21 protein-coding genes are annotated in these 22,281 nt (G+C 71.4%); 14 read left to right on the top strand and 7 right to left on the bottom strand.

What is annotated here, in order from left to right:
* Window positions 1-80: 80 nt before the first annotated feature.
* The 3 genes from sepH to ACFYX4_RS35175 all read right to left on the bottom strand — a co-directional run bounded on the left by sepH (window position 81) and on the right by ACFYX4_RS35175 (window position 4,046).
* Entirely contained in the window at window positions 81-1,112 is a 1,032-nt protein-coding gene (gene sepH, locus ACFYX4_RS35185) for a septation protein SepH (RefSeq protein ID WP_389342330.1), read from the bottom strand.
* Window positions 1,113-1,528: 416 nt separating this feature from the next.
* Complete coding sequence (locus tag ACFYX4_RS35180; RefSeq protein WP_389342327.1) at window positions 1,529-2,848, bottom strand: D-arabinono-1,4-lactone oxidase; 1,320 nt, start codon at window positions 2,846-2,848, stop codon at window positions 1,529-1,531.
* Complete coding sequence (locus ACFYX4_RS35175; RefSeq protein WP_389342324.1) at window positions 2,808-4,046, bottom strand: MFS transporter; 1,239 nt, start codon at window positions 4,044-4,046, stop codon at window positions 2,808-2,810. Before ACFYX4_RS35175 ends, ACFYX4_RS35180 begins: the two co-directional genes overlap by 41 nt.
* 254 nt (window positions 4,047-4,300) lie before the next feature.
* Here ACFYX4_RS35175 and ACFYX4_RS35170 point away from each other — a divergent pair, with 254 nt between their 5' ends.
* Together ACFYX4_RS35170 and ACFYX4_RS35165 are read left to right on the top strand one after the other, a co-directional pair.
* On the top strand, window positions 4,301-5,443 hold the full coding sequence (locus ACFYX4_RS35170) for a ferrochelatase (RefSeq protein WP_389342321.1): 1,143 nt from the start codon (window positions 4,301-4,303) through the stop codon (window positions 5,441-5,443).
* Window positions 5,444-5,451: 8 nt separating this feature from the next.
* Window positions 5,452-6,267 (top strand): inositol monophosphatase family protein, encoded by an 816-nt coding sequence (locus tag ACFYX4_RS35165; RefSeq protein WP_389342318.1) that lies wholly within the window; start codon window positions 5,452-5,454, stop codon window positions 6,265-6,267.
* A gap of 92 nt (window positions 6,268-6,359) precedes the next feature.
* Here ACFYX4_RS35165 and ACFYX4_RS35160 read toward each other — a convergent pair whose 3' ends face one another.
* Window positions 6,360-6,533, bottom strand: coding sequence for a hypothetical protein (locus tag ACFYX4_RS35160; RefSeq protein ID WP_389342315.1), 174 nt, complete (start codon window positions 6,531-6,533; stop codon window positions 6,360-6,362).
* Window positions 6,534-6,949: 416 nt separating this feature from the next.
* Between ACFYX4_RS35160 and ACFYX4_RS35155 the strand changes: the two genes are divergently transcribed.
* From ACFYX4_RS35155 to ACFYX4_RS35140, 4 genes are all read left to right on the top strand, one after another.
* Complete coding sequence (locus ACFYX4_RS35155; protein ID WP_003993508.1) at window positions 6,950-7,603, top strand: response regulator transcription factor; 654 nt, start codon at window positions 6,950-6,952, stop codon at window positions 7,601-7,603.
* 6 nt (window positions 7,604-7,609) lie between these two features.
* Window positions 7,610-8,845, top strand: coding sequence for a sensor histidine kinase (locus ACFYX4_RS35150; protein ID WP_389342312.1), 1,236 nt, complete (start codon window positions 7,610-7,612; stop codon window positions 8,843-8,845).
* Window positions 8,846-9,241: 396 nt separating this feature from the next.
* Window positions 9,242-9,538: a DUF4193 domain-containing protein gene (locus tag ACFYX4_RS35145; RefSeq protein ID WP_003993510.1), complete on the top strand. Its 297-nt coding sequence runs from the start codon at window positions 9,242-9,244 to the stop codon at window positions 9,536-9,538.
* A 13-nt stretch (window positions 9,539-9,551) separates the two neighbouring features.
* Entirely contained in the window at window positions 9,552-10,541 is a 990-nt protein-coding gene (locus ACFYX4_RS35140; protein WP_389342309.1) for a hypothetical protein, read from the top strand.
* A gap of 81 nt (window positions 10,542-10,622) precedes the next feature.
* Here ACFYX4_RS35140 and ACFYX4_RS35135 read toward each other — a convergent pair whose 3' ends face one another.
* Window positions 10,623-11,087 (bottom strand): DUF3093 domain-containing protein, encoded by a 465-nt coding sequence (locus ACFYX4_RS35135; protein WP_389342306.1) that lies wholly within the window; start codon window positions 11,085-11,087, stop codon window positions 10,623-10,625.
* A 58-nt stretch (window positions 11,088-11,145) separates the two neighbouring features.
* On the opposite strand from ACFYX4_RS35135, the gene ACFYX4_RS35130 reads away from it, so the two are divergent.
* The 7 genes from ACFYX4_RS35130 (at window position 11,146) to ACFYX4_RS35100 (ending at window position 18,021) form a co-directional block, all read left to right on the top strand.
* On the top strand, window positions 11,146-11,730 hold the full coding sequence (locus ACFYX4_RS35130) for a PaaI family thioesterase (protein WP_389342303.1): 585 nt from the start codon (window positions 11,146-11,148) through the stop codon (window positions 11,728-11,730).
* The gene (gene dut / locus ACFYX4_RS35125; protein WP_389342300.1) at window positions 11,727-12,278 is read left to right on the top strand and encodes a dUTP diphosphatase; all 552 of its coding nucleotides are present in this window, start codon (window positions 11,727-11,729) and stop codon (window positions 12,276-12,278) included. The genes ACFYX4_RS35130 and dut overlap by 4 nt, the downstream gene beginning before the upstream one ends.
* A gap of 1 nt (window position 12,279) precedes the next feature.
* Complete coding sequence (locus ACFYX4_RS35120; protein WP_389342297.1) at window positions 12,280-13,044, top strand: DUF3710 domain-containing protein; 765 nt, start codon at window positions 12,280-12,282, stop codon at window positions 13,042-13,044.
* A 381-nt stretch (window positions 13,045-13,425) separates the two neighbouring features.
* Window positions 13,426-16,029, top strand: a complete 2,604-nt coding sequence (locus ACFYX4_RS35115; protein ID WP_389342294.1) for a DUF4118 domain-containing protein — start codon at window positions 13,426-13,428, stop codon at window positions 16,027-16,029.
* A complete protein-coding gene (locus ACFYX4_RS35110; protein WP_389342291.1) occupies window positions 16,026-16,709 on the top strand; it encodes a response regulator in 684 nt (227 codons plus the stop codon). The genes ACFYX4_RS35115 and ACFYX4_RS35110 overlap by 4 nt, the downstream gene beginning before the upstream one ends.
* Before the next feature lie 115 nt (window positions 16,710-16,824).
* Entirely contained in the window at window positions 16,825-17,223 is a 399-nt protein-coding gene (locus ACFYX4_RS35105) for an OB-fold nucleic acid binding domain-containing protein (protein WP_358795597.1), read from the top strand.
* A 3-nt stretch (window positions 17,224-17,226) separates the two neighbouring features.
* Entirely contained in the window at window positions 17,227-18,021 is a 795-nt protein-coding gene (locus ACFYX4_RS35100) for a DUF3159 domain-containing protein (RefSeq protein WP_389342288.1), read from the top strand.
* Between the two features lie 263 nt (window positions 18,022-18,284).
* Here ACFYX4_RS35100 and ACFYX4_RS35095 read toward each other — a convergent pair whose 3' ends face one another.
* Both ACFYX4_RS35095 and ACFYX4_RS35090 read right to left on the bottom strand, forming a co-directional pair.
* On the bottom strand, window positions 18,285-18,962 hold the full coding sequence (locus ACFYX4_RS35095) for a potassium channel family protein (protein ID WP_389342286.1): 678 nt from the start codon (window positions 18,960-18,962) through the stop codon (window positions 18,285-18,287).
* Window positions 18,962-19,630, bottom strand: coding sequence for a potassium channel family protein (locus tag ACFYX4_RS35090; RefSeq protein ID WP_389342283.1), 669 nt, complete (start codon window positions 19,628-19,630; stop codon window positions 18,962-18,964). Before ACFYX4_RS35090 ends, ACFYX4_RS35095 begins: the two co-directional genes overlap by 1 nt.
* A gap of 502 nt (window positions 19,631-20,132) precedes the next feature.
* Here ACFYX4_RS35090 and ACFYX4_RS35085 point away from each other — a divergent pair.
* Window positions 20,133-22,187, top strand: a complete 2,055-nt coding sequence (locus tag ACFYX4_RS35085; protein ID WP_389342280.1) for an APC family permease — start codon at window positions 20,133-20,135, stop codon at window positions 22,185-22,187.
* The last annotated feature ends 94 nt before the right edge of the window (window positions 22,188-22,281 follow it).

The following is a 22,281-nucleotide window of genomic DNA, read 5'->3' as shown; positions in this document are numbered from 1 at the left end:
CCCTCCCGTACGTATGAACCTGTGTGCGGATCGAGACCGGCGAACCGGAGGACGTCCCCGGCGGGTTGCCCCGCCCGGGCTCACTCCTGCTTCTTGCGCCGCGTGCCGAACACGATCTCGTCCCAGCTCGGCACCGCCGCGCGGCGGCCCGGACGGACGCCGTCCGCCTCGGCCTGACGGTCCGTGGAACCGATCAGCCGGTCGCGGTGGCTGCCCACCGAACGCGGCATGAGGACGTCCGCGTAGGCGGAGCCGGCCGACGCGGCGGGCGCCGGGGGTTCCTCGACGGCCTCTTCCTCGGCGGGCTCCTCGGGCTCCTCCGACGGGCGTTCGGGGACGACGAGGTCGCCGCGGAAGCTCGGCACCGCCTCCAGCAGGCTGGTCAGCGAGTCGCGCTCCCGTTCCGCGGTGCTCTCCTCGGGCGGCTCGGAGGCCTGCGCGGGCAGGCTCGGCCGCTCCAGGGCCCGGTCCATCGTCCGCTCGCGCGGCAGCCGCGCGATGCGCGGGACGAAGGGAAAGCTGGGCTCCGGCGCGGCGAGGTCGTCGGACTCGCCGATCAGCGAGCGCGCCTCCTCGTCGACGGCCTGGACGAGCCGCCGGGGCGGGTCGTACGTCCAGCTCGCCGAGTGCGGTTCGCCCGCGACCAGGTAGACGAGCAGGACCTCCCAGGTGCCGTCGTCGCGGCGCCAGGAGTCCCACTGGACGGTGTCCTTGTCGGCGCCGCGCAGCAGCAGCCGTTCCTGGACCGCCTCGCCGAGCTGCGGCCCGGCGTTCTCACCGGGCCGGCGGACGGGCGTCTTGCGGGCCCGCTCGGCCATGAAGGCGCGCTCGGCCAGCACGGGGCCCTCGAAGCGGCGTACGCGATCGACGGGGATGCCGGCCATCTGCGCGACCTCTTCCGCGGTCGCGCCGGCTCGTATACGCGCCTGGATGTCGCGGGGGCGGAGATGGCTCTCCACCTCGATCTCGATCTGGCCGAGGCGGGGACGGTCGCCGCGGACGGCGGCGCGCAGACGCTCGTCGATAGGAAGCGTGTACTCCGTGCTGTCCGCAGCCTTCAGCACCAGCCGTGTGCCGTCATTCGAGACGGCCACGACACGCAGTTCGGGCATGGGGACCTCCCGGGTGGTGCCTGCCGACGTCACGTGCGTCGCTGCTTCCGCTAGTCGAGTGTGGCCTGCCCGGGTGCAGCCTGCCACAACCTTGCCGAGTTGCCCGGCGTGTCGGGCACGGGCCCTGGCTCGCCGTTATGGCACGGTTACCTATTCGCCACGCTAAGTGACCAACTCCGTCACCCTGTGCAACTAGCCCCCCTCCTGGCGGTCCAGCAAGGCTCCGGACGCCCTGGCGGGAGGCCGGACCCAGGGCTCGCAACAGTACTCCATTTGGGCCACGTGCGTGGATTGGCGCGCCGCCCAACTTCTGGCGAGGGGTGGGACTTGACCGCGTGATGCCCGATTTCCGCGATCTTGAACGTGGCGTACTTCACGCAATCGTCCGAAACGGAACCAGACGCCCACGGGGGCCGCTACGCCCCCAGAACCCTCCGCAAGTAGTCGTTCTGGAAGAGGCGTTCGGGATCCAGGCGGTCGCGCAGCGCCGTGAACTCGCCGAAGCGGGGGTAGACCGAGGCGAAGTACTCCGCGTCGCGCGTGTGCACCTTGCCCCAGTGCGGCCGGCCCTCGTGCGCGGTGAGGATCCGCTCGGCGGTGGTGAAGTACCTCTGGTACGGCGTGCCCTTGACCATGTGGACGGCGATGTACGCGCTGTCGCGGCCGGAGGCGGTGGACAGGGTGATGTCGTCGGCCGGCGCGGTGCGCACCTCCACCGGGAAGCTGACCCGCAGGCCCGAGCGCTCGACCGCCGCCTTCAGTTCGCGCAGCGTCTCGCGCACCGCCTCGCGCGGGACGGCGTACTCCATCTCCACGAACCGCACCCGGCGCGGGGACGTGAACACCTTGTAGGGGATGTCGGTGTAGGTGCGCGCCGACAGGGCCTTGCTGGAGATCCGGGCGATCGCCGGGATCGTCGCGGGCGCCGCGCGGCCGACCCACTGGGCCACCTGGAAGACGCCGTTGGAGAGGAGTTCGTCCTCGACCCACCCGGAGAGCTGGCTCACCGGCCGGCGCGGGCCGGCGCTGCGGTTGTTGCGCTTGGTGTTGGTGCTGCCGGTGTGCGGGAACCAGTAGAACTCGAAGTGCTCGTTCTCGGCCCACAGTTGGTCGAAGTCGGCGAGGACCCGGTCGAACGGCATCGGCTCCTCGCGCGCGGTGAGCAGGAAGATCGGCTCCACGGCGAAGGTGATCGCGGTGACGATGCCGAGGGCCCCCAGGCCGATCCGGGCCGCCGCGAAGACGTCGGGGTTCTCCTTCTCGGAGCAGGCGAGGACCGAGCCGTCCGCGGTGACCAGTTCGAGGCCCTTGATCTGGGCGGCGATCGACCCCGACTCACGGCCCGTGCCGTGGGTGCCGGTGCTGGTGGCCCCCGAGACGGTCTGGTCCATGATGTCGCCCATGTTGGCGAGCGACAGCCCCTCGCGTGCGAGGGCCAGGTTGAGCCTCTTGAGCGGGGTGCCGGCCTCCACCGTGACGGTCATCTCGTCCCGGTCGATGTCGCGGATCCCGGTCAGCAGCTGAGGGCGGATCAGCACGCCGTCGGTCGCCGCGATCGAGGTGAAGGAGTGGCCGGTGCCGACTGCCTTGACCTTGAGCCCGTCCTCGGCGGCCCGGCGCACCGCCGCGGCCAGCTCGTCGACGGAGGCGGGCATGACCTCCCGCGCGGGCCGGGCGACGACGTTGCCGCCCCAGTTACGCCACGTGCCGTTCTTCCCGCTCGCTGTGCTGCTCAACGGTGCCTCCCCGACCCGGAGCCGGCCTGCTGAGCCGGCGGTACCCCAGGAAACCGACCGCGACCGCGACGGCCCCGGACACCGCCGGAACCCCGTACCCGGCGCGCGCTCCGGCCGCGTCGATGACCCAGCCGGCGATGGACGAGCCGACCGCGACCCCGACCGCGAGCCCGGTGCTCACCCAGGTCATGCCCTCGGTCAGTTGCGCGCGTGGTACGTGCTCTTCGATGAGGGACATGGTGGTGATCATCGTGGGAGCGATGGCCAGACCCGCTACGAACAGCGCCACGGCCAGAAACGGCAAGTTTCCGACCAGTAGGAGGGGGATCATACTCACGGCCATCATGAACACGCCCAACAGCCAGCGTCGTTCCGGCGCCCCCTTGGGACGCAGCAGGCCGAAGACGAGGCCCGCCGCGCAGGAACCCGCCGCGTACAGCGCCAGGACCACGCTCGCGGCGCCCTTGTGGCCCTCCTCGTCGGCGAAGGCGACGGTGACCACGTCGACCGAGCCGAAGATCGTGCCGGTCGCCACGAAGGTGGCCACCAGGACCTGGAGGCCCGGCGAGCGCAGCGCCGAACCGCCGCCTTGCCGCTCGCGCGGGTGCGGCGCGGGCTCGGTGCCCCGCTGCGCGGTCAGCCAGAAGACGCCGACGGCGAGGAAGCAGGCCGCCAGCAGCGGACCCGCCTCCGGGAACCAGGCCGTGGACAGCCCGATGGAGATGATCGGCCCGAAGATGAAGCACACCTCGTCCACCACGGACTCGAACGAGTACGCGGTGTGCAGCTGCGGGGTCCCCCGGTAGAGGGCCGCCCAGCGGGCGCGGATCATCGCGCCGAGGCTCGGCACCGCGCCGATCCCGGCGGAGCACACGAACAGCACCCATTCCGGCCCCTCGTAGTGCGCCGCCAGCAGCAGCCCGGCCGCCGCGACGAGCGCCAGCAGCGTCGCCGGGCGCAGCACCCTGCGCTGCCCGTACTGGTCCACCAGGCGCGAGATCTGCGGCCCGATGGCCGCGGCAGAGAGCGCGATGGTCGCCGACAGCGCGCCCGCGAGCCCGTAGCGCCCGGTGAGCTGGGAGACCATCGTGACGACGCCGATGCCCATCATCGACAGCGGCATACGGCCGATGAACCCCGCGGCGGAGAAGCCCTTGGAGCCGGGGGCGGCGAACAGGGCGCGGTAGGGGCTGGGCACGGAGGTCTCCGGTGGGTCCGGTCACGCGTGCGTGGCGGCTCGGCACGGCGCGAGGGCTCGGGGGGCTCGGGGGCTCGGGGGCTTAGGGGGCTCGGTAAGCGTGCCAGGAGCGTGACGGGGTTCGTAAGGCGTGAATCCGCCCATACAGCTTACGGAGTTAGGCAACCCTAACGCACCCTTCACGCGCGTTCGCGCGGGCGGCCGGCCACCCCGGCGTTACCCGGCTGTCAGTCGCGGGTGGCAGGATCGAAGACATGCCAGACGCGCTCGATGCCACCCCCTACGACGCCCTGCTCCTGCTCTCCTTCGGCGGCCCGGAAGGCCCGGACGACGTGGTCCCGTTCCTGGAGAACGTGACCCGCGGGCGCGGCATCCCCAAGGAACGCCTCAAGGAGGTCGGGCAGCACTACTTCCTGTTCGGCGGGGTCAGCCCCATCAACGACCAGAACCGCGCCCTGCTGGACGCCCTGCGCAAGGACTTCGCCGACCACGGCCTCGACCTGCCGGTCTACTGGGGCAACCGCAACTGGGCCCCGTACCTGACGGACACCCTGCGCGAGATGGTCGCCGACGGCCGCCGTCGCGTCCTGGTCCTCGCCACCAGCGCCTACGCCTCGTACTCCGGCTGCCGCCAGTACCGCGAGAACCTCGCCGACTCGCTGGCCGCCCTGGAGGCCGAGGGGCTCCCGCTGCCGAAGATCGACAAGCTGCGGCACTACTTCAACCACCCGGGCTTCCTCGAGCCCATGATCGACGGCGTGCTCCGGTCCCTGTCCGAGCTCCCCGAGGACGTCCGGGACGGCGCGCACATCGCGTTCACCACCCACTCGATCCCGGTCGCCGCGGCCGACACCTCCGGCACCGTCGAGGACCACGGCGACGGCGGCGCGTACGTCGCCCAGCACCTGGACGTGGCCGGGCTCGTCGCCGACGCCGTCCGCGAGCGCACCGGCGTCGACCACCCCTGGCAGCTCGTCTACCAGTCCCGCTCCGGAGCCCCGCACATCCCGTGGCTGGAGCCCGACATCTGCGACCACCTGGAGGAGCGGCACGCCGCCGGGGCCCCGGCCGTCGTGATGGCCCCCATCGGCTTCGTCTCCGACCACATGGAGGTCCTCTACGACCTCGACACCGAGGCCACGGCCAAGGCCGGGGAACTGGGCCTGCCGGTGCGCCGCTCGGCCACCGTCGGCGCCGACCCGCGGTTCGCCGCCGCGATCCGCGAGCTCGTCCTGGAGCGCGCCGCGACCGAGAGCGGCGGGGCCGAGAGCGGCGGGGCCCTCACCCCGTGCGCCCTGGGCACGCTCGGCGCGAGCCACGATCTCTGCCCGGTCGGCTGCTGCCCGGCCCGCGCCCCCAGGCCCGCCGCCGCGGGCGCCGACAGCCCCTACGCGTGAGGAGCGCCGTGACCGACCCCCTGCACTCGGAACTGCTCGAACTCGCCCAGGAGGCCGCCCGCCGGGCCGGCGAACTCCTGCGCGACGGCCGCCCCGCCGACCTCGCGGTCGCCGCCACCAAGTCGAGCCCCATCGACGTCGTCACCGAGATGGACATCGCCGCCGAGAAGCTGATCACCGGCCTCATCGCAGAACACCGCCCCGACGACGGCTTCCTCGGCGAGGAGGGCGCCTCCAGCCAGGGCAGCAGCGGCGTCCGCTGGGTGATCGACCCGCTCGACGGCACCGTGAACTACCTCTACGGGCTGCCCACCTGGGCCGTGTCCATCGCGGCCGAACAGGACGGCGAGACCGTCGTCGGCGTCGTCGCCGTCCCGATGCGCGGCGAGACGTACCACGCGGTGCGCGGCACGGGAGCACGGGCGACCGGAGCCTGGGACGGCGAGCGCACCCTCGCCTGCCGGCCCGCCGCCCCCCTCGACCAGGCCCTGGTCTCCACCGGCTTCAACTACGTCACCGAGGTCCGCGCCCACCAGGCCGACGTCGCCCGGCGGCTCATCCCGCTGGTGCGGGACATCCGCCGCGGCGGCTCGGCCGCCATCGACCTGTGCGACGTGGCCGCGGGCCGCCTCGACGGCTACTACGAGCGAGGCCTGCACCCCTGGGACCTCGCCGCGGGCGACCTGATCGTCCGGGAGGCGGGCGCGCTGACCGCTGGACGCCCCGGAGAGCGCCCCTCACGCGAGCTGACGATCGCCGCGACCCCGGCCGTCTTCGAGCCCCTCCAGCGGCTCCTGGAGGACTTCGGCGCCTGGCACGACTGAACCGGGCGCGGCCGCGGCGTGCCGGACGACGCGGAGGGGCCCCGGCGCTGGATTCGCCGGGGCCCCTCCGTCGTGCGTTGGCGCGGTCCGCCTCAGACGCTCGTCGCGCCGACCTCCACACCGTGGTCGGCGGCGAGGCGGCGCAGGTCGTCGAGCTCGGCCAGCTCCACCTCGACGAGGAAGTCGTCGCCCTCGTCGCGAGCCCGCGTCAGGTCGGACTCGGTCGCCCTTATGCGCTGCAGAAGTCCTGCGGTGAATGCGTCCATGCTGCGCCCCCTCGTCCTTGGGTCGTGGGTCGGTGGCACGGGGGTGTGCCGGTTGGGAAGGGGCGATCACGTCTCCCGTAGATGCCCGGCGCTGCCCTGCCGGGCGGCCACGGTGCCGGACACCCACGCCCGCTCTGCGGAAGCGGACCGCGGAGTACCGCATGGTGCTGCGGCACATGCAGAGCGTGATCGCGGGGTGTAAAGCCGTCCTCCCCCCGCTCCCTCCCACGGAAACCTCAACCGCACGAGAAAATCTGGCATTCCCGTGCTTCACACCAGTCCTTCATGGCCCACTCACCCGCCTTACCGCCGACTTATGGCCGAAAAGGGCAGGATGGAAGCACACACCCACCAAGACCCCTGCCCGCGCGCGCTCACCGAGCGCTGCGCGGGCGGACACAGGAAGGACCAGCGACGTGCGCGTACTCGTCGTCGAGGACGAGCAACTGCTCGCCGATGCGGTGGCCACCGGGCTGCGCCGGGAGGCCATGGCCGTCGACGTCGTGTACGACGGCGCCGCCGCCCTCGAGCGCATCGGCGTCAACGACTACGACGTGGTGGTCCTCGACCGTGACCTCCCGCTCGTGCACGGCGACGACGTCTGCCGCAAGATCGTCGAACTCGGCATGCCCACGCGCGTGCTGATGCTCACGGCGTCCGGCGACGTCAGCGACCGCGTCGAGGGACTGGAGATCGGCGCCGACGACTACCTTCCCAAGCCGTTCGCCTTCAGCGAGCTCATCGCACGCGTGCGCGCCCTCGGCCGGCGCACCAGCGTGCCGCTGCCGCCCGTCCTGGAGCGCGCCGGCATCAAGCTCGACCCCAACCGCCGCGAGGTCTTCCGCGACGGCAAGGAGGTCCAGCTCGCCCCCAAGGAGTTCGCCGTCCTGGAAGTGCTGATGCGCAGCGAAGGCGCCGTCGTCTCCGCGGAGCAGCTCCTGGAGAAGGCCTGGGACGAGAACACCGACCCGTTCACCAACGTCGTGCGCGTGACCGTCATGACCCTGCGCCGCAAGCTCGGCGAACCGCCGGTGATCGTCACCGTCCCCGGCTCCGGCTACCGGATCTGACCGGCGGTGGCCGCGACCCCGGCGCCTCCCCAGGCGCCCCCGAAGCCCACCTGGGACCCGAGAAGGCCACAGCCGCCGTTCCCCTGGCTGCGCCCGACCATCCGGATACGGCTGACGCTGCTGTACGGCGGCATGTTCCTGATCGCCGGCATCCTGCTGCTGTCGATCATCTACTTGCTGGCGGCGAACGCGCTGAACGTGGGCAGCGACCTGCCGTTCAAGGTCGTCTACGGCAAGGTGAGCAGCGAGGTCTGCCAGCTGCGCAGCAGCGAGCTGCCTGCGGCGGAGCTCAACCAGGCGCTGAACGAGTGCGTCAACGAACAGCGTCAGCACGCCCTGGACGACCTGCTCAGCCGGTCCCTGCTGGCCCTGCTCGGCCTCGCAGTCATCGCCTTCGCGTTCGGCTACGCGATGGCCGGCCGGGTGCTGGCCCCGCTCGGCAGGATCCTGCGCACCGCCCAGGCCGTGGCCGGCTCGGACCTGTCCCGCCGTATCGAGCTGGACGGCCCGGACGACGAGCTGAAGGAGCTCGCCGACACCTTCGACGACATGCTGGAGCGCCTCCAGCGGGCCTTCACCGCGCAGCAGCGCTTCGTCGGCAACGCCTCGCACGAGCTGAGGACGCCGCTGGCGATCAACCGCACCCTGCTCGAAGTGCACCTGTCCGACCCGCACGCGCCCGTGGAGCTCCAGCAGCTCGGCAAGACGCTGCTGGCGACGAACGAACGCAGCGAACAGCTCGTAGAGGGCCTGCTGCTGCTCGCCCGTAGCGACAACCAGATCGTCGAGCGCAAGCCCGTCGACCTGGCCGAGGTCGCCGGGCAGGCGATCGACCAGGTGCACGGCGAGGCGAAGGCCAAGGGCGTGGAGCTCCGCGGCAAGCGCCAGAAAGCCGTCGTCCAGGGCAACGGCGTGCTGCTGGAGCGGATCGCCCTCAACCTCGTGCAGAACGCCGTGCGCTACAACGTTCCGGAGGACGGCTGGGTCGAGGTGACCACCGAGATCCAGCACGGTCAGGCGGTGCTCGTCGTATCGAACACCGGGCCGGTCGTTCCCGCGTACGAGATCGACAACCTCTTCGAGCCCTTCCGGCGGCTGCGTACGGAGCGCACGGGGAGCGACAAGGGAGTCGGGCTCGGCCTGTCCATCGTCCGGTCCGTGGCCCGGGCGCACGGCGGCCACATCGCGGCCCAACCGCGCGAGGGAGGAGGGCTCGTGATGCGAGTCACCCTGCCCGTCTGAGATCATGTCGCCGACACACGCGGGGATGTTCGCTTTGCGCGGAATTCGCAGGACTGCGACGCAGCTCTCGCGTGTGTGATCGATCACAAGGGCGATTTTCCGGCCATCTACTCTCCGTGATCATGGCTGCCCCTGGAAAGCCCGGAAACTCCGGGTTTTCGGGGGTCCTGATCACGGGAAGTACACGGTGAGGCGCCTTTGAAGTGCGACATTCGGACCGTGTACGGTCCCGATCGCCATCCAACCCGATCACCCGTGAGGAGTCCGGTTGGGTGTCGATTGAGTAACAGACCTTGATGTGAGGCAAAATCTCCGCCTCGAGGCGGGCACAAGTCCGGCCTCTCACGCGTTACGTGCGCTGGAGACACCGCAGACACCCAGAGGGGGAGAGGCGAAATGGCAACCGATTACGACACCCCACGCAAGACCGATGACGATGTCGACTCCGACAGCCTTGAAGAGCTGAAGGCCCGGCGGAACGACAAGTCCGCCTCCGCCGTGGACGTCGACGAGTTCGAGGCCGCGGAGGGCCTTGAGCTGCCCGGCGCAGACCTCTCGAACGAGGAACTGGCCGTCCGGGTATTGCCCAAGCAGCAGGACGAGTTCACTTGCATGAGCTGCTTCCTGGTGCACCACCGCAGCCAGCTGGCCCGGGAGAAGAACGGCCAGCCGATCTGCCGCGACTGCGACTGAGGGCGGGTCGGCCGTGACTGGCTCGACCCCTCCTCGGAAGCGCCGCTTCTCTCTGCCGGGAGCGGACAAGGGGCCGTCCGACGGCCCTCACGGCGTGCGTGACGACGAGCGAGGCTCATCCGGCAGGGGAATGACCCCTGCGGGATCGGCCTCGCTCGCATCGACGGGTGACCGGGCTGACCTCCCGGCTCCCGCTCAGGGCGCCGCGCCCGTCGCCAGGCGACGGGTCGCGGTGATCCGGGACAAGGCGGTGGACCTGGCCAAGGACGGTGTCCGCAAGGGCGGCAGCCGCGCCCGGGCGGGCCTGGCGCACCTCGCCGACCGGATCATCGACATCGCGCCCAGGGTGCCCGTACGGGACCTGCGGACGCTTCGCGGGCAGTTCCCCGGCCTGGGGCCGGAACAGCTCGCCGACAAACTCGTGTCGGGGGCGGCCAACGCCACGTCCACCGTGGGCGCGGGCGTCGGCGCGGTCGCGATGCTTCCCGTACCGCCCGCGATGCCGGCCGAGATCGCCGCGGAGATCACCGGCGTGGCCGCGATCGAGCTGAAGCTGATCGCCGAACTGCACGAGGTCTACGGCGTACGGCCGCCCGGGAACCTCAAGGACCGCAGCACCGCGTACCTGCGCGTGTGGTCGGGCGAGCGCGGGGTGGACCCGCTGAAGCCCAGCTCCCTCAACTCCGCCCTCGGCGGTCAGATGAAGCGCGAGCTGCGCCAGCAGATCATGAAGCGCATGATCCGCGACCTGCCCAACCTGATGCCCTTCCTGGTGGGCGCGGCGGTGGGCGCGCTGATGAACCGGCGGGACACCAGGAAGCTGGCGGCGAAGATCCGCACCGACCTGCGCAAGCACCAGGTGCCCTGGGACGCGCTGCCCGAACTGCCGCCTCTGGAGTCCCCCGAGAACCCGCTGACGCTCGGCAGAAGCCCCAGGGAACTCCTCGAAGGGCCTGACGGGTCCGACGGGCGCAAGGGGCGGGGGCGCCCCGAGAAGCCCTGAACGCCGGGGCCTGAGGCCTGATCACCGGGACCTGGTCACCGGGGCTGGGAAGTCTTTGCGCGGCGCGGGTGAGACCTTTGCCTACGCCGCCGTCTCCCGGGCCGCCCGGAGCGCCTCCGCCAGCCGCTCGGGCTCCCGCGTCGACAGGTACAGGTAGGGCGTCGGGTCGTCCGGGTCGGTGACCTCCACGCGCAGCGCCCTCGGGATGTAGGCCCGGAGCAGCAGGAACGCCCTGGTGTCGGCCTTGTACGTGCGCCAGGCGCGCGCCTCCTCGGGGCTCAGGACCTCCGCCTCGCCCAGCGCCGCCACCGGGATCTTCGCCTCGCCCGCGATCAGGGAGTCGCCCACGACCCGGATACGCACCGAGCCGTAGGAGCTCGCCACGACCGCCGCGGCCGCGGTCCCGCCGACCAGGCCGCCCAGCAACGGCAGAGTGCCGAAGGGCAGCAGGATCAGGGCGAACGAGACGCCTACGAGGAACGAGACGAACCACCACGAGCGGGGAGCGGTGAGGCGTTCTTCGTACGGGGTGGCGGAGAGCTGCATGGGGCCAAGCTTGGCACGGTGTCCGGTCGGCTCCGACGCGCGGGTAAGGTCTGCGCCTGTGAGTGGTACTTCCGCGGTTCTTCAACCTCCGGCCGACGCAGTGAAACCCGTTCGGCACCCCGATGCTCCCGTACCCGGTGAGCTCCTCGGTGCCCACTACGAACAGTGTTTCGGGTGCGGCGGCGGGCAGCCCCATGGGCTGCACCTGGAAGCGCGGGCCGGCGAAGGCGTCACCGTCACCGCCGAGTTCACCGTGCAGCCCGCCCACCAGGGGGCGCCGGGACTGGCCCACGGCGGCGTCCTGGCCAGCGCGCTCGACGAGACGCTCGGCTCGCTGAACTGGCTGCTGCGCACTATCGCCGTGACCGGGCGACTGGAGACCGACTTCGTGCGGCCCGTGCCCGTCGGCACCGCGCTGCACCTCGCGGCCGAGGTGACGGCGGTGGCCGGACGGAAGATCTACTCGACGGCCACCGGCCGGATCGGCGGCCCCGCGGGCCCCGTTGCCGTCCGCGCCGACGCCCTGTTCATCGAGGTCAAGGTCGACCACTTCGTCGACCACGGCCGCAAGGAGGAGATCCAGGCCGCCATGAGCGACCCGGACCAGGCCCGGCGCGCTCGCGCTTTCGAGGTGAACCCGTGAGCCACTCTTCCGTGCACGTCCTCATCCGGCGCGTGGACCCCGACGTACCGCTTCCGACGTACGCGCACCCCGGTGACGCGGGCGCGGATCTGCGGACCACCGAGGCCCGCGAACTCGCGCCGGGGGAGCGGGCCGTACTGCCGACGGGAGTGTCCATCGCGCTGCCCGAGGGGTACGCGGCCTTCGTGCACCCTCGTTCAGGGCTCGCCGCCCGGTGCGGCGTCGCCCTCGTGAATGCCCCAGGGACGGTTGATGCCGGGTACCGTGGGGAGATCAAGGTGATCGTGGTGAATCTCGACCCGCGCGAGTCCGTGCGGTTCGAGCGCTTCGACCGGATTGCCCAACTGGTCGTCCAGCAGGTCGAGAGGGTCCGCTTCCAGGAGGTCGCGGAACTTCCCGAATCGGCGCGGGCCGAGGGGGGCTTCGGGTCCACCGGTGGCCATGCCGCCGTGGACGTCGGGAGCGGCACAAGCGGTCAGGCCGCCGTAGGCGGCTCGACGGGTGGGAATCGATACGCTTCGGTCGTATCCGACCGGGAAGGACAGTGACGTGTTCGGACGTCGCAACAAGAAGGGTGCCGCCGAGGACGCGGCCGGCGAGGCCGAGCAGGTCGTCGACAGTGTCGACACTGAGGCGGACGAAGCAGAGGGCGAGCGCGAGCGGGTGCGACTCGAACCCGAGCCGCGGCCCGACGGGCCCTGGGACAGCTCGGAGGTGCGCGACCCCGGTGAGGGGCGCGTGGATCTGGGCGGAATCTTCGTGCCCGGCGTCGACGGCATGGAGCTGCGGGTCGAGGTCGCGGGCGACGCGATCGTCGCGGCCACCGTCGTGCTGCGCGACAGCGCCATCCAGTTGCAGGCCTTCGCCGCCCCCAAGCGCGAGGGCATCTGGAGCGAGGTCCGCGAGGAGATCGGCTCAGGCATCACCCAGCAGGGCGGCATCATCGACGAGGTCGAGGGCCCGCTGGGCTGGGAGCTGCGCGCTCAGGTTCCGGTGCAGCTGCCGGACGGCACGGGCGGGTTCCACGTCGTGCGATTCGTCGGCGTCGACGGGCCCCGCTGGTTCCTGCGCGGTGTGATCTCGGGCCAGGGCGCGGTGCAGCCGCAGGCCGCCGGCCTGCTGGAGCAGATCTTCCGGGACACGGTCGTGGTCCGCGGCGAGGGCCCGATGGCCCCCCGTGACCCGATCGTCCTGAAGCTGCCGAACGACGCTCAGATGGTCCCCGAGGGCGTCCAGCAGGAGGAGGCCGGCTCCCGGTTCTCCGGCGGCATGGGCCAGTTGCAGCGCGGGCCGGAGATCACCGAGGTCCGTTAGCGAGAGTGAGAGAGGGCCGCATCCCGGGAGGGGTGCGGCCCTTTTCGCTGTCCGGGGGTGCTGGGGACGATCGGGGGCGCTGGGGGTGCTGGGGTGATGAGGGCGCTGGTTTCCGGCGCTGGTTTCCCTCTGCCGCCCGGCTTGGATCTTTCCCCCGCTTTCGGCGTGAACCGATCGGCGGTCCTCATCCGATGAAGGGGCGAAGGCAAGACGGCGAAGCAGTGAGGGGAGTGGGTCATGACCGTGCCGACCTGGGGTGTGTCCACGGCGTCAGGGTTGCGTCAAAGGCGCTCCGCGCCCCTCTCCCCGTCCCCTTTGTCGGCATCGTTGGCCGTAAGGTCGACGCTGCGTAGGCAGCGGTTACGGGAAGACAATGGGGCCATGGCACGCGGCAAGCTTCGGATCTACCTCGGTGCGGCACCGGGCGTGGGCAAGACCTACGCCATGCTGTCGGAGGCGCACCGTCGTGTCGAGCGGGGCACGGACTGCGTGGTGGGGTTCGTCGAGCATCACGACCGGCCGCGCACCGAGGTGATGCTGCACGGCCTGGAGGAGGTCCCGCGCCGGGAGCTGGAGTACCGGGGCGGAGCCTTCACCGAGATGGACGTGGACGCCGTCCTCGCCCGGAGTCCCCAGGTCGCCCTGGTGGACGAACTGGCCCACACCAACGTCCCCGGCTCCCGCAACGCCAAGCGCTGGCAGGACGTGGAGGAGCTTCTCGCCGCCGGCGTCGACGTCGTCTCCACGGTGAACATCCAGCATCTGGAGTCCCTCGGCGACGTCGTGGAGTCGATCACCGGGGTGCGGCAGCAGGAGACGGTGCCGGACGAGTTCGTGCGGCGGGCGGACCAGATCGAGCTGGTCGACATGTCGCCGCAGGCCCTGCGCCGCCGCATGGCGCACGGCAACGTCTACAAGCCCGACAAGGTCGACGCGGCCCTGTCCAACTACTTCCGCCCCGGCAACCTCACCGCCCTGCGGGAGCTGGCCCTGCTCTGGGTGGCCGACCGGGTCGACGAGTATCTGAAGCAGTACCGCAGCGATCACCGGGTGTCGGCGATCTGGGGCTCGCGGGAGCGGATCGTCGTCGGTCTGACCGGCGGTCCGGAGGGGCGCACGCTGATCCGGCGGGCGGCGCGGCTCGCGGAGAAGGGCGCGGGCGGTGAGGTCCTGGCCGTCTACATAGCGCGCAGCGACGGGCTGACGGCCGCCTCCCCGAAGGAACTCGCGATGCAGCGCACCCTCGTGGAGGACCTCGGCGGCACCTTCCACCACGTGGTCGGCGACGACATACCGGCCGCGCTGCTCGACTTCGCCCGCGGGGTGAACGCCACGCAGATCGTCCTGGGCTCCTCCCGCCGCAAGGCCTGGCAGTACGTTTTCGGCCCCGGCGTCGGGGCCACGGTCGCCCGTGAGTCGGGGCCCGACCTCGACGTGCACATCGTCACCCACGACGAGGTCGCCAAGGGCCGGGGGCTCCCGGTGGCCCGGGGCGCCCGGCTGGGGCGTGCCCGGATCGTCTGGGGCTGGCTGGTCGGCCTGGCCGGACCGGCGACGCTGGCGGTGCTGCTGAACACCGTCGACCTCGGCCTCGCCAACGACATGCTGCTGTTCCTCACGGTGGTGGTGGCGGCGGCGCTGCTCGGCGGGCTGCTGCCGGCGCTGGCCTCGGCGGCGCTGGGCTCCCTGCTGCTGAACTACTTCTACACACCGCCCCTGCACCACTGGAGCATCGCCGACCCGAAGAACATCGTCGCCATCGTGATCTTCGTGGGGGTCGGCGTGTCGGTGGCGTCGGTGGTGGACCTCGCGGCCAGACGCACCCAGCAGGCGGCCCGGCTGCGGGCGGAGTCGGAGATCCTCTCCTACCTGGCGGGCAACGTGCTGAGAGGCGAGACCAGCCTGGAAGCGCTGCTGGAGCGGGTGCGGGAGACCTTCGGCATGGAGTCGGCGGCGCTGCTGGAGCGGGAGAGCGACGTCGAGCCGTGGACCTGCGCGGGCCATGCCGGGCTCGGGAAGCCGGTGCGGCGGCCGGAGGACGCGGACGTGGACGTGCCGGTCGGCGATCATGTGGCGCTGGCGCTCACCGGGCGCGTGCTGCCCGCGGAGGACCGCCGGGTGCTGGCCGCCTTCGCGGCGCAGGCGGTGGTCGTCCTGGACCGGCGGCGGCTCCAGGAGGAGGCCGACCAGGCGCGCGCGCTCGCCGAGGGCAACCGGATCCGCACGGCGCTGCTGGCTGCCGTCAGCCATGATCTGCGGACCCCGCTGGCCGGGATCAAGGCCTCCGTCTCCTCGCTGCGGTCGGACGACGTCGAGTGGTCCGAGGAGGACGAGGCCGAACTGCTGGAGGCCATCGAGCAGGGGGCCGACCGGCTCGACCACCTGGTCGGGAACCTCCTGGACATGTCCCGCCTCCAGACCGGGACGGTCACGCCGATCGTCCGCGAGACGGACCTCGACGAGGTCGTGCCGATGGCGCTCGGCGGGGTGCCGGAGGACAGCGTGGAGCTGGACATCCCCGAGACGCTGCCGATGGTCGCCGTCGACGCCGGGCTGCTGGAGCGGTCGGTGGCCAACCTGGTGGAGAACGCGGTCAAGTACAGCCTCGACGGCAGAGCCGTCCTCGTCGCGGCGAGCGCCCTCGCCGACCGGGTCGAGGTGAGGGTCGTCGACCGCGGGCCCGGAGTGCCGGACGAGGCCAAGGAGCGGATCTTCGAGCCCTTCCAGCGGTACGGTGACGCTCCGCGCGGGGCCGGCGTGGGCCTCGGCCTGGCGGTCGCCCGCGGCTTCGCCGAGGCCATGGGCGGCACCCTCAACGCCGAGGACACTCCGGGCGGCGGCCTCACCATGGTCCTCACCCTGCGCGCGGCGGGATCACGCGCGGGCCCGCTGGACCCGGACACTCCAGACACGCAGGACGGCCCGGACTCCCCGGGCGTCCCAGCGGAACGACTTCCTGTACGACCGGAAAGGCGGGCTTCATGACCCGGGTGCTCGTGATCGACGACGAGCCGCAGATCGTGCGCGCCCTAGTGATCAACCTCAGAGCGCGCAAGTACGAGGTGGACGCGGCCCACGACGGGACCACCGCCCTCCAGCTCGCCGCCGCCCGCCACCCCGACGTGGTGGTCCTCGACCTGGGGCTGCCCGACATGGACGGCGTCGAGGTGATCAAGGGCCTGCGCGGCTGGACCAGGGTGCCGATCCTGGTGCTGTCCGCCCGGCACTCCTCCGACGAGAAGGTCGAGGCGCTCGACGCCGGCGCCGACGACTACGTCACCAAGCCCTTCGGCATGGACGAACTGCTGGCCCGGCTGCGGGCCGCCGTCCGCCGTGCCGAACCCGCCGGGGGCGGCGAGGACGACGTCCTGGTGGAGACCGACGGGTTCACCGTCGACCTGGCCGCGAAGAAGGTCAACCGGGGCGGCAAGGACGTCCGGCTGACGCCCACCGAGTGGCACCTGCTGGAGGTGCTGGTGCGCAACACCGGCCGGCTGGTCAGCCAGAAGCAGCTGCTCCAGGAGGTCTGGGGCCCGTCGTACGGCACGGAGACGAACTACCTGCGCGTGTACATGGCCCAACTGCGCAGAAAGCTGGAGAGCGACCCGTCGCATCCCCGGCACTTCATCACGGAGCCGGGGATGGGGTACCGGTTCGAGAAGTGAGCCGGGTGCGCCAAGTGAGCGGTGAGGGCGGGTTCGAGGAGCGGGCGGGAGCCCGCGGGTGCGAGGTGCGGCACACGGGTACGGGGCTGACGGCGGGCCCCGGTACGCTTCAGATATGAGTGCTGTTCCTCGTTCCGAGAAGCCGGTGGGCCGGTTCAGGCGCATGCTCGACCGGCTCTCCTCGTCGCAGGAGGACCTGGAGTCCGAGGAGCTGCGCGAGGACGCCGAGACCGCCGGCTGTACGCGGATCGGAGACTGCCAGGACCGGCAGATCGTGACGGTTACTGGTACCTTGCGCACGGTCACTCTGCGGCCGCGTGCCGGAGTCCCCGCCCTGGAGGCCGAGCTGTTCGACGGCTCCGCGGCGCTGGACGTGGTGTGGCTGGGCCGGCGCTCCATAGTCGGCATAGAACCGGGGCGCAGACTCATCGCGTCGGGCCGGATCTCGATGAGCCGGGGCCGCCGCGTGCTGTTCAACCCGAAGTACGAACTGAGACCCCTCGGTAGGGAGTAGCCGGTGACGTCGCTCGACAAGCCGACCGAAGACACTCAGCAGGACGACGCCCGGGCGGTGACCGAGGCCGCGCTGTTCGAGGCGTTCGGCGGGGTGCGGGGCATGGTCGAGACGGTACTGCCCGGCCTGCTGTTCGTCACGATCTACACGATCAACAAGGACCTGCACATGGCCGCGATCGCCGCTCTCGCGGTGTCGCTGGTCCTGGTCGTGGTCCGCCTCGTCATGAAGGACACCGTGAAGCACGCCTTCAGCGGTGTGTTCGGCGTCGCCTTCGGTGTCGTGTTCGCGATGATGACCGGCAACGCCAAGGACTTCTACCTCCCCGGGATGCTCTACACGCTGGGGCTGGCGCTGGCGTACATCATCACGACGCTGTGCGGGGTGCCGCTGCTCGGGCTGATCCTCGGGCCGGTCTTCAAGGAGAACCTCTCCTGGCGGACGCGCAACCCCGGGCGCAAGAAGGCGTACGCCAAGGCCAGCTACGCCTGGGGGCTGATCCTCCTCGGCAAGTGCGCGATCCTCTTCCCGCTGTACTTCTGGGCCGACACGACGCAGCTGGGCTGGGTGCTGGTCGCGCTGAAGATCCCGCCGTTCCTGCTGGCGGTATGGCTGACGTGGGTCTTCCTGGCGAAGGCGCCGGCGCCGATCGACGTCTTCGCCGAGATGGAGGCGGCCGAGAAGGCCGAAGAGGAGCGCAAGGCCGCCTCGACCGCCTCGGCCGCTTCGGCCACGGAGCCGGGCGGCGAGACGACGGGCGGCGAGACGACGGGCGGCCGGCACCGCCGGGAGGTCTAGGTATCGCTGCGACGACGAGGGGGGGGGGGGGGGGGGGGGGGGGGCGCCCCCGCGCGGGGGGGGGGGGGGGCGGGGTGGGGGGGGGGCGGGGGGGGGGGGGGGGGGGGGCCGCGGGGGGGGGCGGGGCGCGGGGGGGCGCGCCGCGGGGCGCCGGCCCCCGCGGGTTGTTTTTGTTTGCGCGGGCCCGCCGGGGGGGGCGCCCCCCCCCCCCCGCCCCCCCCCCTCGTCGTCATAGGCCGTGCTCGTTGTGGGCCGGGCACGGCTCAGCCGGCCGTGTCCTCCCGGCGGACCGACAGCAGGTCCTCCAACTGCTCCTCCCGCGCCTGCGCGGCGACGAAGAGCAGCTCGTCGCCGGCTTCGAGGGAGTCGTCGCGGGTCGGGGTCAGCACCCGGGTGCCGCGGATGATGGTGACCAGCGAGGTGTCCTCCGGCCACTCCACGTCGCCGACCTGGGTGCCGGCGAGGGCGGACTCCTCGGGGAGGGTCAGCTCCACGAGGTTGGCGTCGCCGTGGCTGAAGCGGAGCAGGCGGACGAGGTCGCCGACGCTCACCGCCTCCTCGACCAGGGCGGACATCAGACGCGGGGTGGAGACGGCGACGTCCACGCCCCAGGCCTCGTTGAACAGCCACTCGTTCTTCGGGTTGTTGACGCGGGCGACGACGCGCGGGACGCCGTACTCCGTCTTCGCGAGCAGGGAGACGACCAGGTTGACCTTGTCGTCGCCGGTCGCGGCGATCACGACGTTGCAGCGCTGGAGGGCCGCCTCGTCCAGGGACGTGATCTCACAGGCGTCGGCGAGCAGCCACTCCGCCTGCGGGACGCGCTCGACCGAGATGGCGGTCGGCGCCTTGTCGACGAGCAGGACCTCGTGGCCGTTCTCCAGCAGTTCGCCCGCGATCGAGCGGCCGACGGCGCCGGCTCCGGCAATGGCGACCCTCATCAGTGACCGCCCTCCTTCGGGCCCTCGGCGAACGAGGCCTCGACCTTCTCGACCTCGTCGCTGCGCATCATCACGTGCACCAGGTCGCCTTCCTGCAACACCGTCTGGGAGGTCGGCAGGATCGCCTCGCCGAGGCGGGTCAGGAACGCCACCCGGACGCCCGTCTCCTCCTGGAGCTTGCTGATCTTGTGGCCGACCCAGGCGGCGGAGGCGTGCACCTCGGCGAGCTGGACGCCGCCGGTGGGGTCGCGCCACAGCGGCTCGGAGCCCGAGGGGAGCAGCCGGCGCAGCATCTGGTCGGCCGTCCAGCGGACGGTCGCCACGGTCGGGATGCCGAGGCGCTGGTAGACCTCGGCGCGGCGGGGGTCGTAGATACGGGCGGCGACGTTCTCGATGCCGAACATCTCGCGGGCGACGCGGGCGGCGATGATGTTGGAGTTGTCGCCGCTGGAGACGGCGGCGAACGCGCCGGCCTCCTCGATGCCCGCTTCACGCAGGGTGTCCTGGTCGAAGCCGACGCCGGTGACCCGGCGGCCGCCGAACGAGGAGCCAAGACGTCGGAAGGCGGTGGGGTCCTGGTCGATCACTGCGACCGTGTGCCCCTGCTGCTCCAGGGTCTGGGCGAGAGCGGACCCCACTCTGCCGCAGCCCATGATGACGATGTGCACGACCGTCCTTCCGAGGTCAAGAGTTGCTGACGTGGCCTTAACAGGGTCTCAGACCGCCGCCCAAGCTACACACGCGCGGTCGTCGGAGGCACCCCTGTGCACGGTCGCACGGCCGCACGGTCGCAGCGCACGGTTCGCGGGGTCAGCGACGGCTGATGCTCCAGACACTGAGGAAGGTGAGGATTCCGAGGCCGACGAGGCTGCCGGCGGCACCGATCAACTCCGCGGTGGTGTGCATGGGACCTCCGAAGGGCTACGGCGAGCGGGATGCGGGCGGGGTGGAAGGACGAGCGGGGGACGAGCGGGGGACGAGCCGGGGGACGAGCGGACGACCGGGGGAACAAGCGGGATTGTCATATAGACATGACGATCGGCACGGCCACGGAATCCGCAGTCGCGCCGTGGCCGATTTCACCCGTGAGGCAGACGTGACACGGCATCACACGGCCGAGCCCGGGGGAGGGTGGGCGACCTCGTGTTCGAAGGCCTACGATCCTCTGTTGTGTCCAAACTGACCGACGTGCCCAAACGGATCCTGATCGGGCGCGCTCTGCGCAGTGATCGGCTCGGAGAAACACTCCTGCCGAAGCGCATCGCCCTGCCCGTCTTCGCCTCCGACCCGCTCTCCTCCGTGGCGTACGCGCCCGGCGAGGTGCTGCTGGTCCTCTCCATCGCGGGCGTGTCGGCCTACCACTTCAGCCCGTGGATCGCGCTCGCGGTCGTCGTGCTGATGTTCACGGTGGTCGCCTCCTACCGGCAGAACGTCCACGCCTACCCCAGCGGCGGCGGCGACTACGAGGTTGCCAACACCAACCTCGGCCCCAAGGCCGGCCTGACCGTCGCGAGCGCGCTGCTCGTCGACTACGTCCTGACCGTCGCCGTCTCCATCTCCTCCGGCATCGAGAATCTCGGCTCCGCGATCCCGTTCGTCGTCGAGCACAAGGTGGCCTGCGCGATCGCCGTGGTGGTGCTGCTGACGCTGATGAACCTGCGGGGCGTGAAGGAGTCCGGCAAGCTCTTCGCGATCCCGACGTACGTGTTCGTCGCGGGCGTCTTCATCATGATCGCGTGGGGCGCGTTCCGGACCCTGGTCCTGGGCGACACCATGCGGGCGCCGACGGCCGACTACACGATCAAGCCCGAGCACCAGGGCCTCGCCGGCTTCGCGCTGCTCTTCCTCATGCTGCGCGCCTTCTCCTCCGGCTGCGCCGCGCTCACCGGCGTGGAGGCGATCTCCAACGGCGTGCCGGCCTTCCGCAAGCCCAAGTCCCGCAACGCCGCGACCACCCTCGCGATGATGGGCCTGCTGGCCGTCACCATGTTCTGCGGGATCATCGTCCTGGCCCTGGTCACCGACGTCCGCATGGCCGAGAACCCGGCCGCCGACCTGCTGAAGAACGGGGTCGCGGTCGGCGCGGACTACGTTCAGAACCCGGTGATCACCCAGGTCGCCGAGGCCGTCTTCGGCAAGGGCAGCTTCCTCTTCCTCGTGCTCGCGGCGGCCACCGCCCTGGTGCTGTTCCTCGCCGCCAACACCGCCTACAACGGCTTCCCCGTCCTCGGCTCGATCCTCGCCCAGGACCGCTACCTGCCCCGCCAGCTGCACACCCGCGGCGACCGCCTCGCCTTCTCCAACGGCATCGTGCTGCTGGCCGGTGCGGCGGTGCTGCTGATCTGGATCTACGGCGCCGACTCCACCCGACTGATCCAGCTGTACATCGTCGGCGTGTTCGTGTCCTTCACCCTCAGCCAGACCGGCATGGTCCGCCACTGGAACCGCCACCTGGCGACCGAGACCGACCCGGCCAAGCGCCGCCACATGATCCGCTCCCGCGCGATCAACACCTTCGGCGCGTTCTTCACCGGCCTGGTGCTGGTCGTCGTCCTCGTCACCAAGTTCACCCACGGCGCCTGGGTCGCCCTGCTCGGCATGGTCATCTTCTACGGCACGATGACCGCGATCCGCCGCCACTACGACGGCGTCTCCGCGGAGCTCGCCGCCCCCGAGGGCCCGAGCGACGACAGCGTCCGCCCGTCGCGCGTCCACTCGCTGCTGCTCATCTCCAAGATCCACCGCCCGACGCTGCGCGCCCTGGCCTACGCCAAGCTGATGCGCTCCGACACCCTGGAGGCGCTCACCGTCAACGTCGACCCGGCCGAGACGAAGGCGCTGCGCGACGAGTGGGAACGGCGCGGCATCGACGTACCGCTGAAGGTCCTCGACTCCCCGTACCGCGAGGTCACGCGGCCGGTCATCGAGTACGTCAAGAACCTGCGCCGGGAGTCGCCGCGCGACGCGGTGTCCGTGATCATTCCCGAGTACGTGGTCGGACACTGGTACGAGCACTTCCTGCACAACCAGAGCGCCCTGCGGCTCAAGGGCCGGCTGCTGTTCACGCCGGGCGTCATGGTCACGTCCGTCCCGTACCAGCTCCAGTCCTCCGAGGTGGCCAAGAAGCGGGCCCGCAGGCAGCAGGACTGGAACGCGCCGGGATCGGTCCGGCGCGGGCCGGCGGACGAGGGACGCGCGAAGGAGCCGTCGAACAGCAAGAGCTGACGGCACCGCCGCGCCCCGCTGTCCGAGCCGGACGACGGCACCGTGGTCATCGGCCGGGCGGCGCCCACGTAGACTGGTGGGCTGTTGTCCGGCC

Source organism: Streptomyces sp. NPDC002328, from assembly GCF_042890065.1.
Classification (GTDB): domain Bacteria; phylum Actinomycetota; class Actinomycetes; order Streptomycetales; family Streptomycetaceae; genus Streptomyces.
The sequence above is the reverse complement of the archived record's forward strand: the minus strand, read 5'-3'. Positions and strand labels throughout refer to the sequence as shown.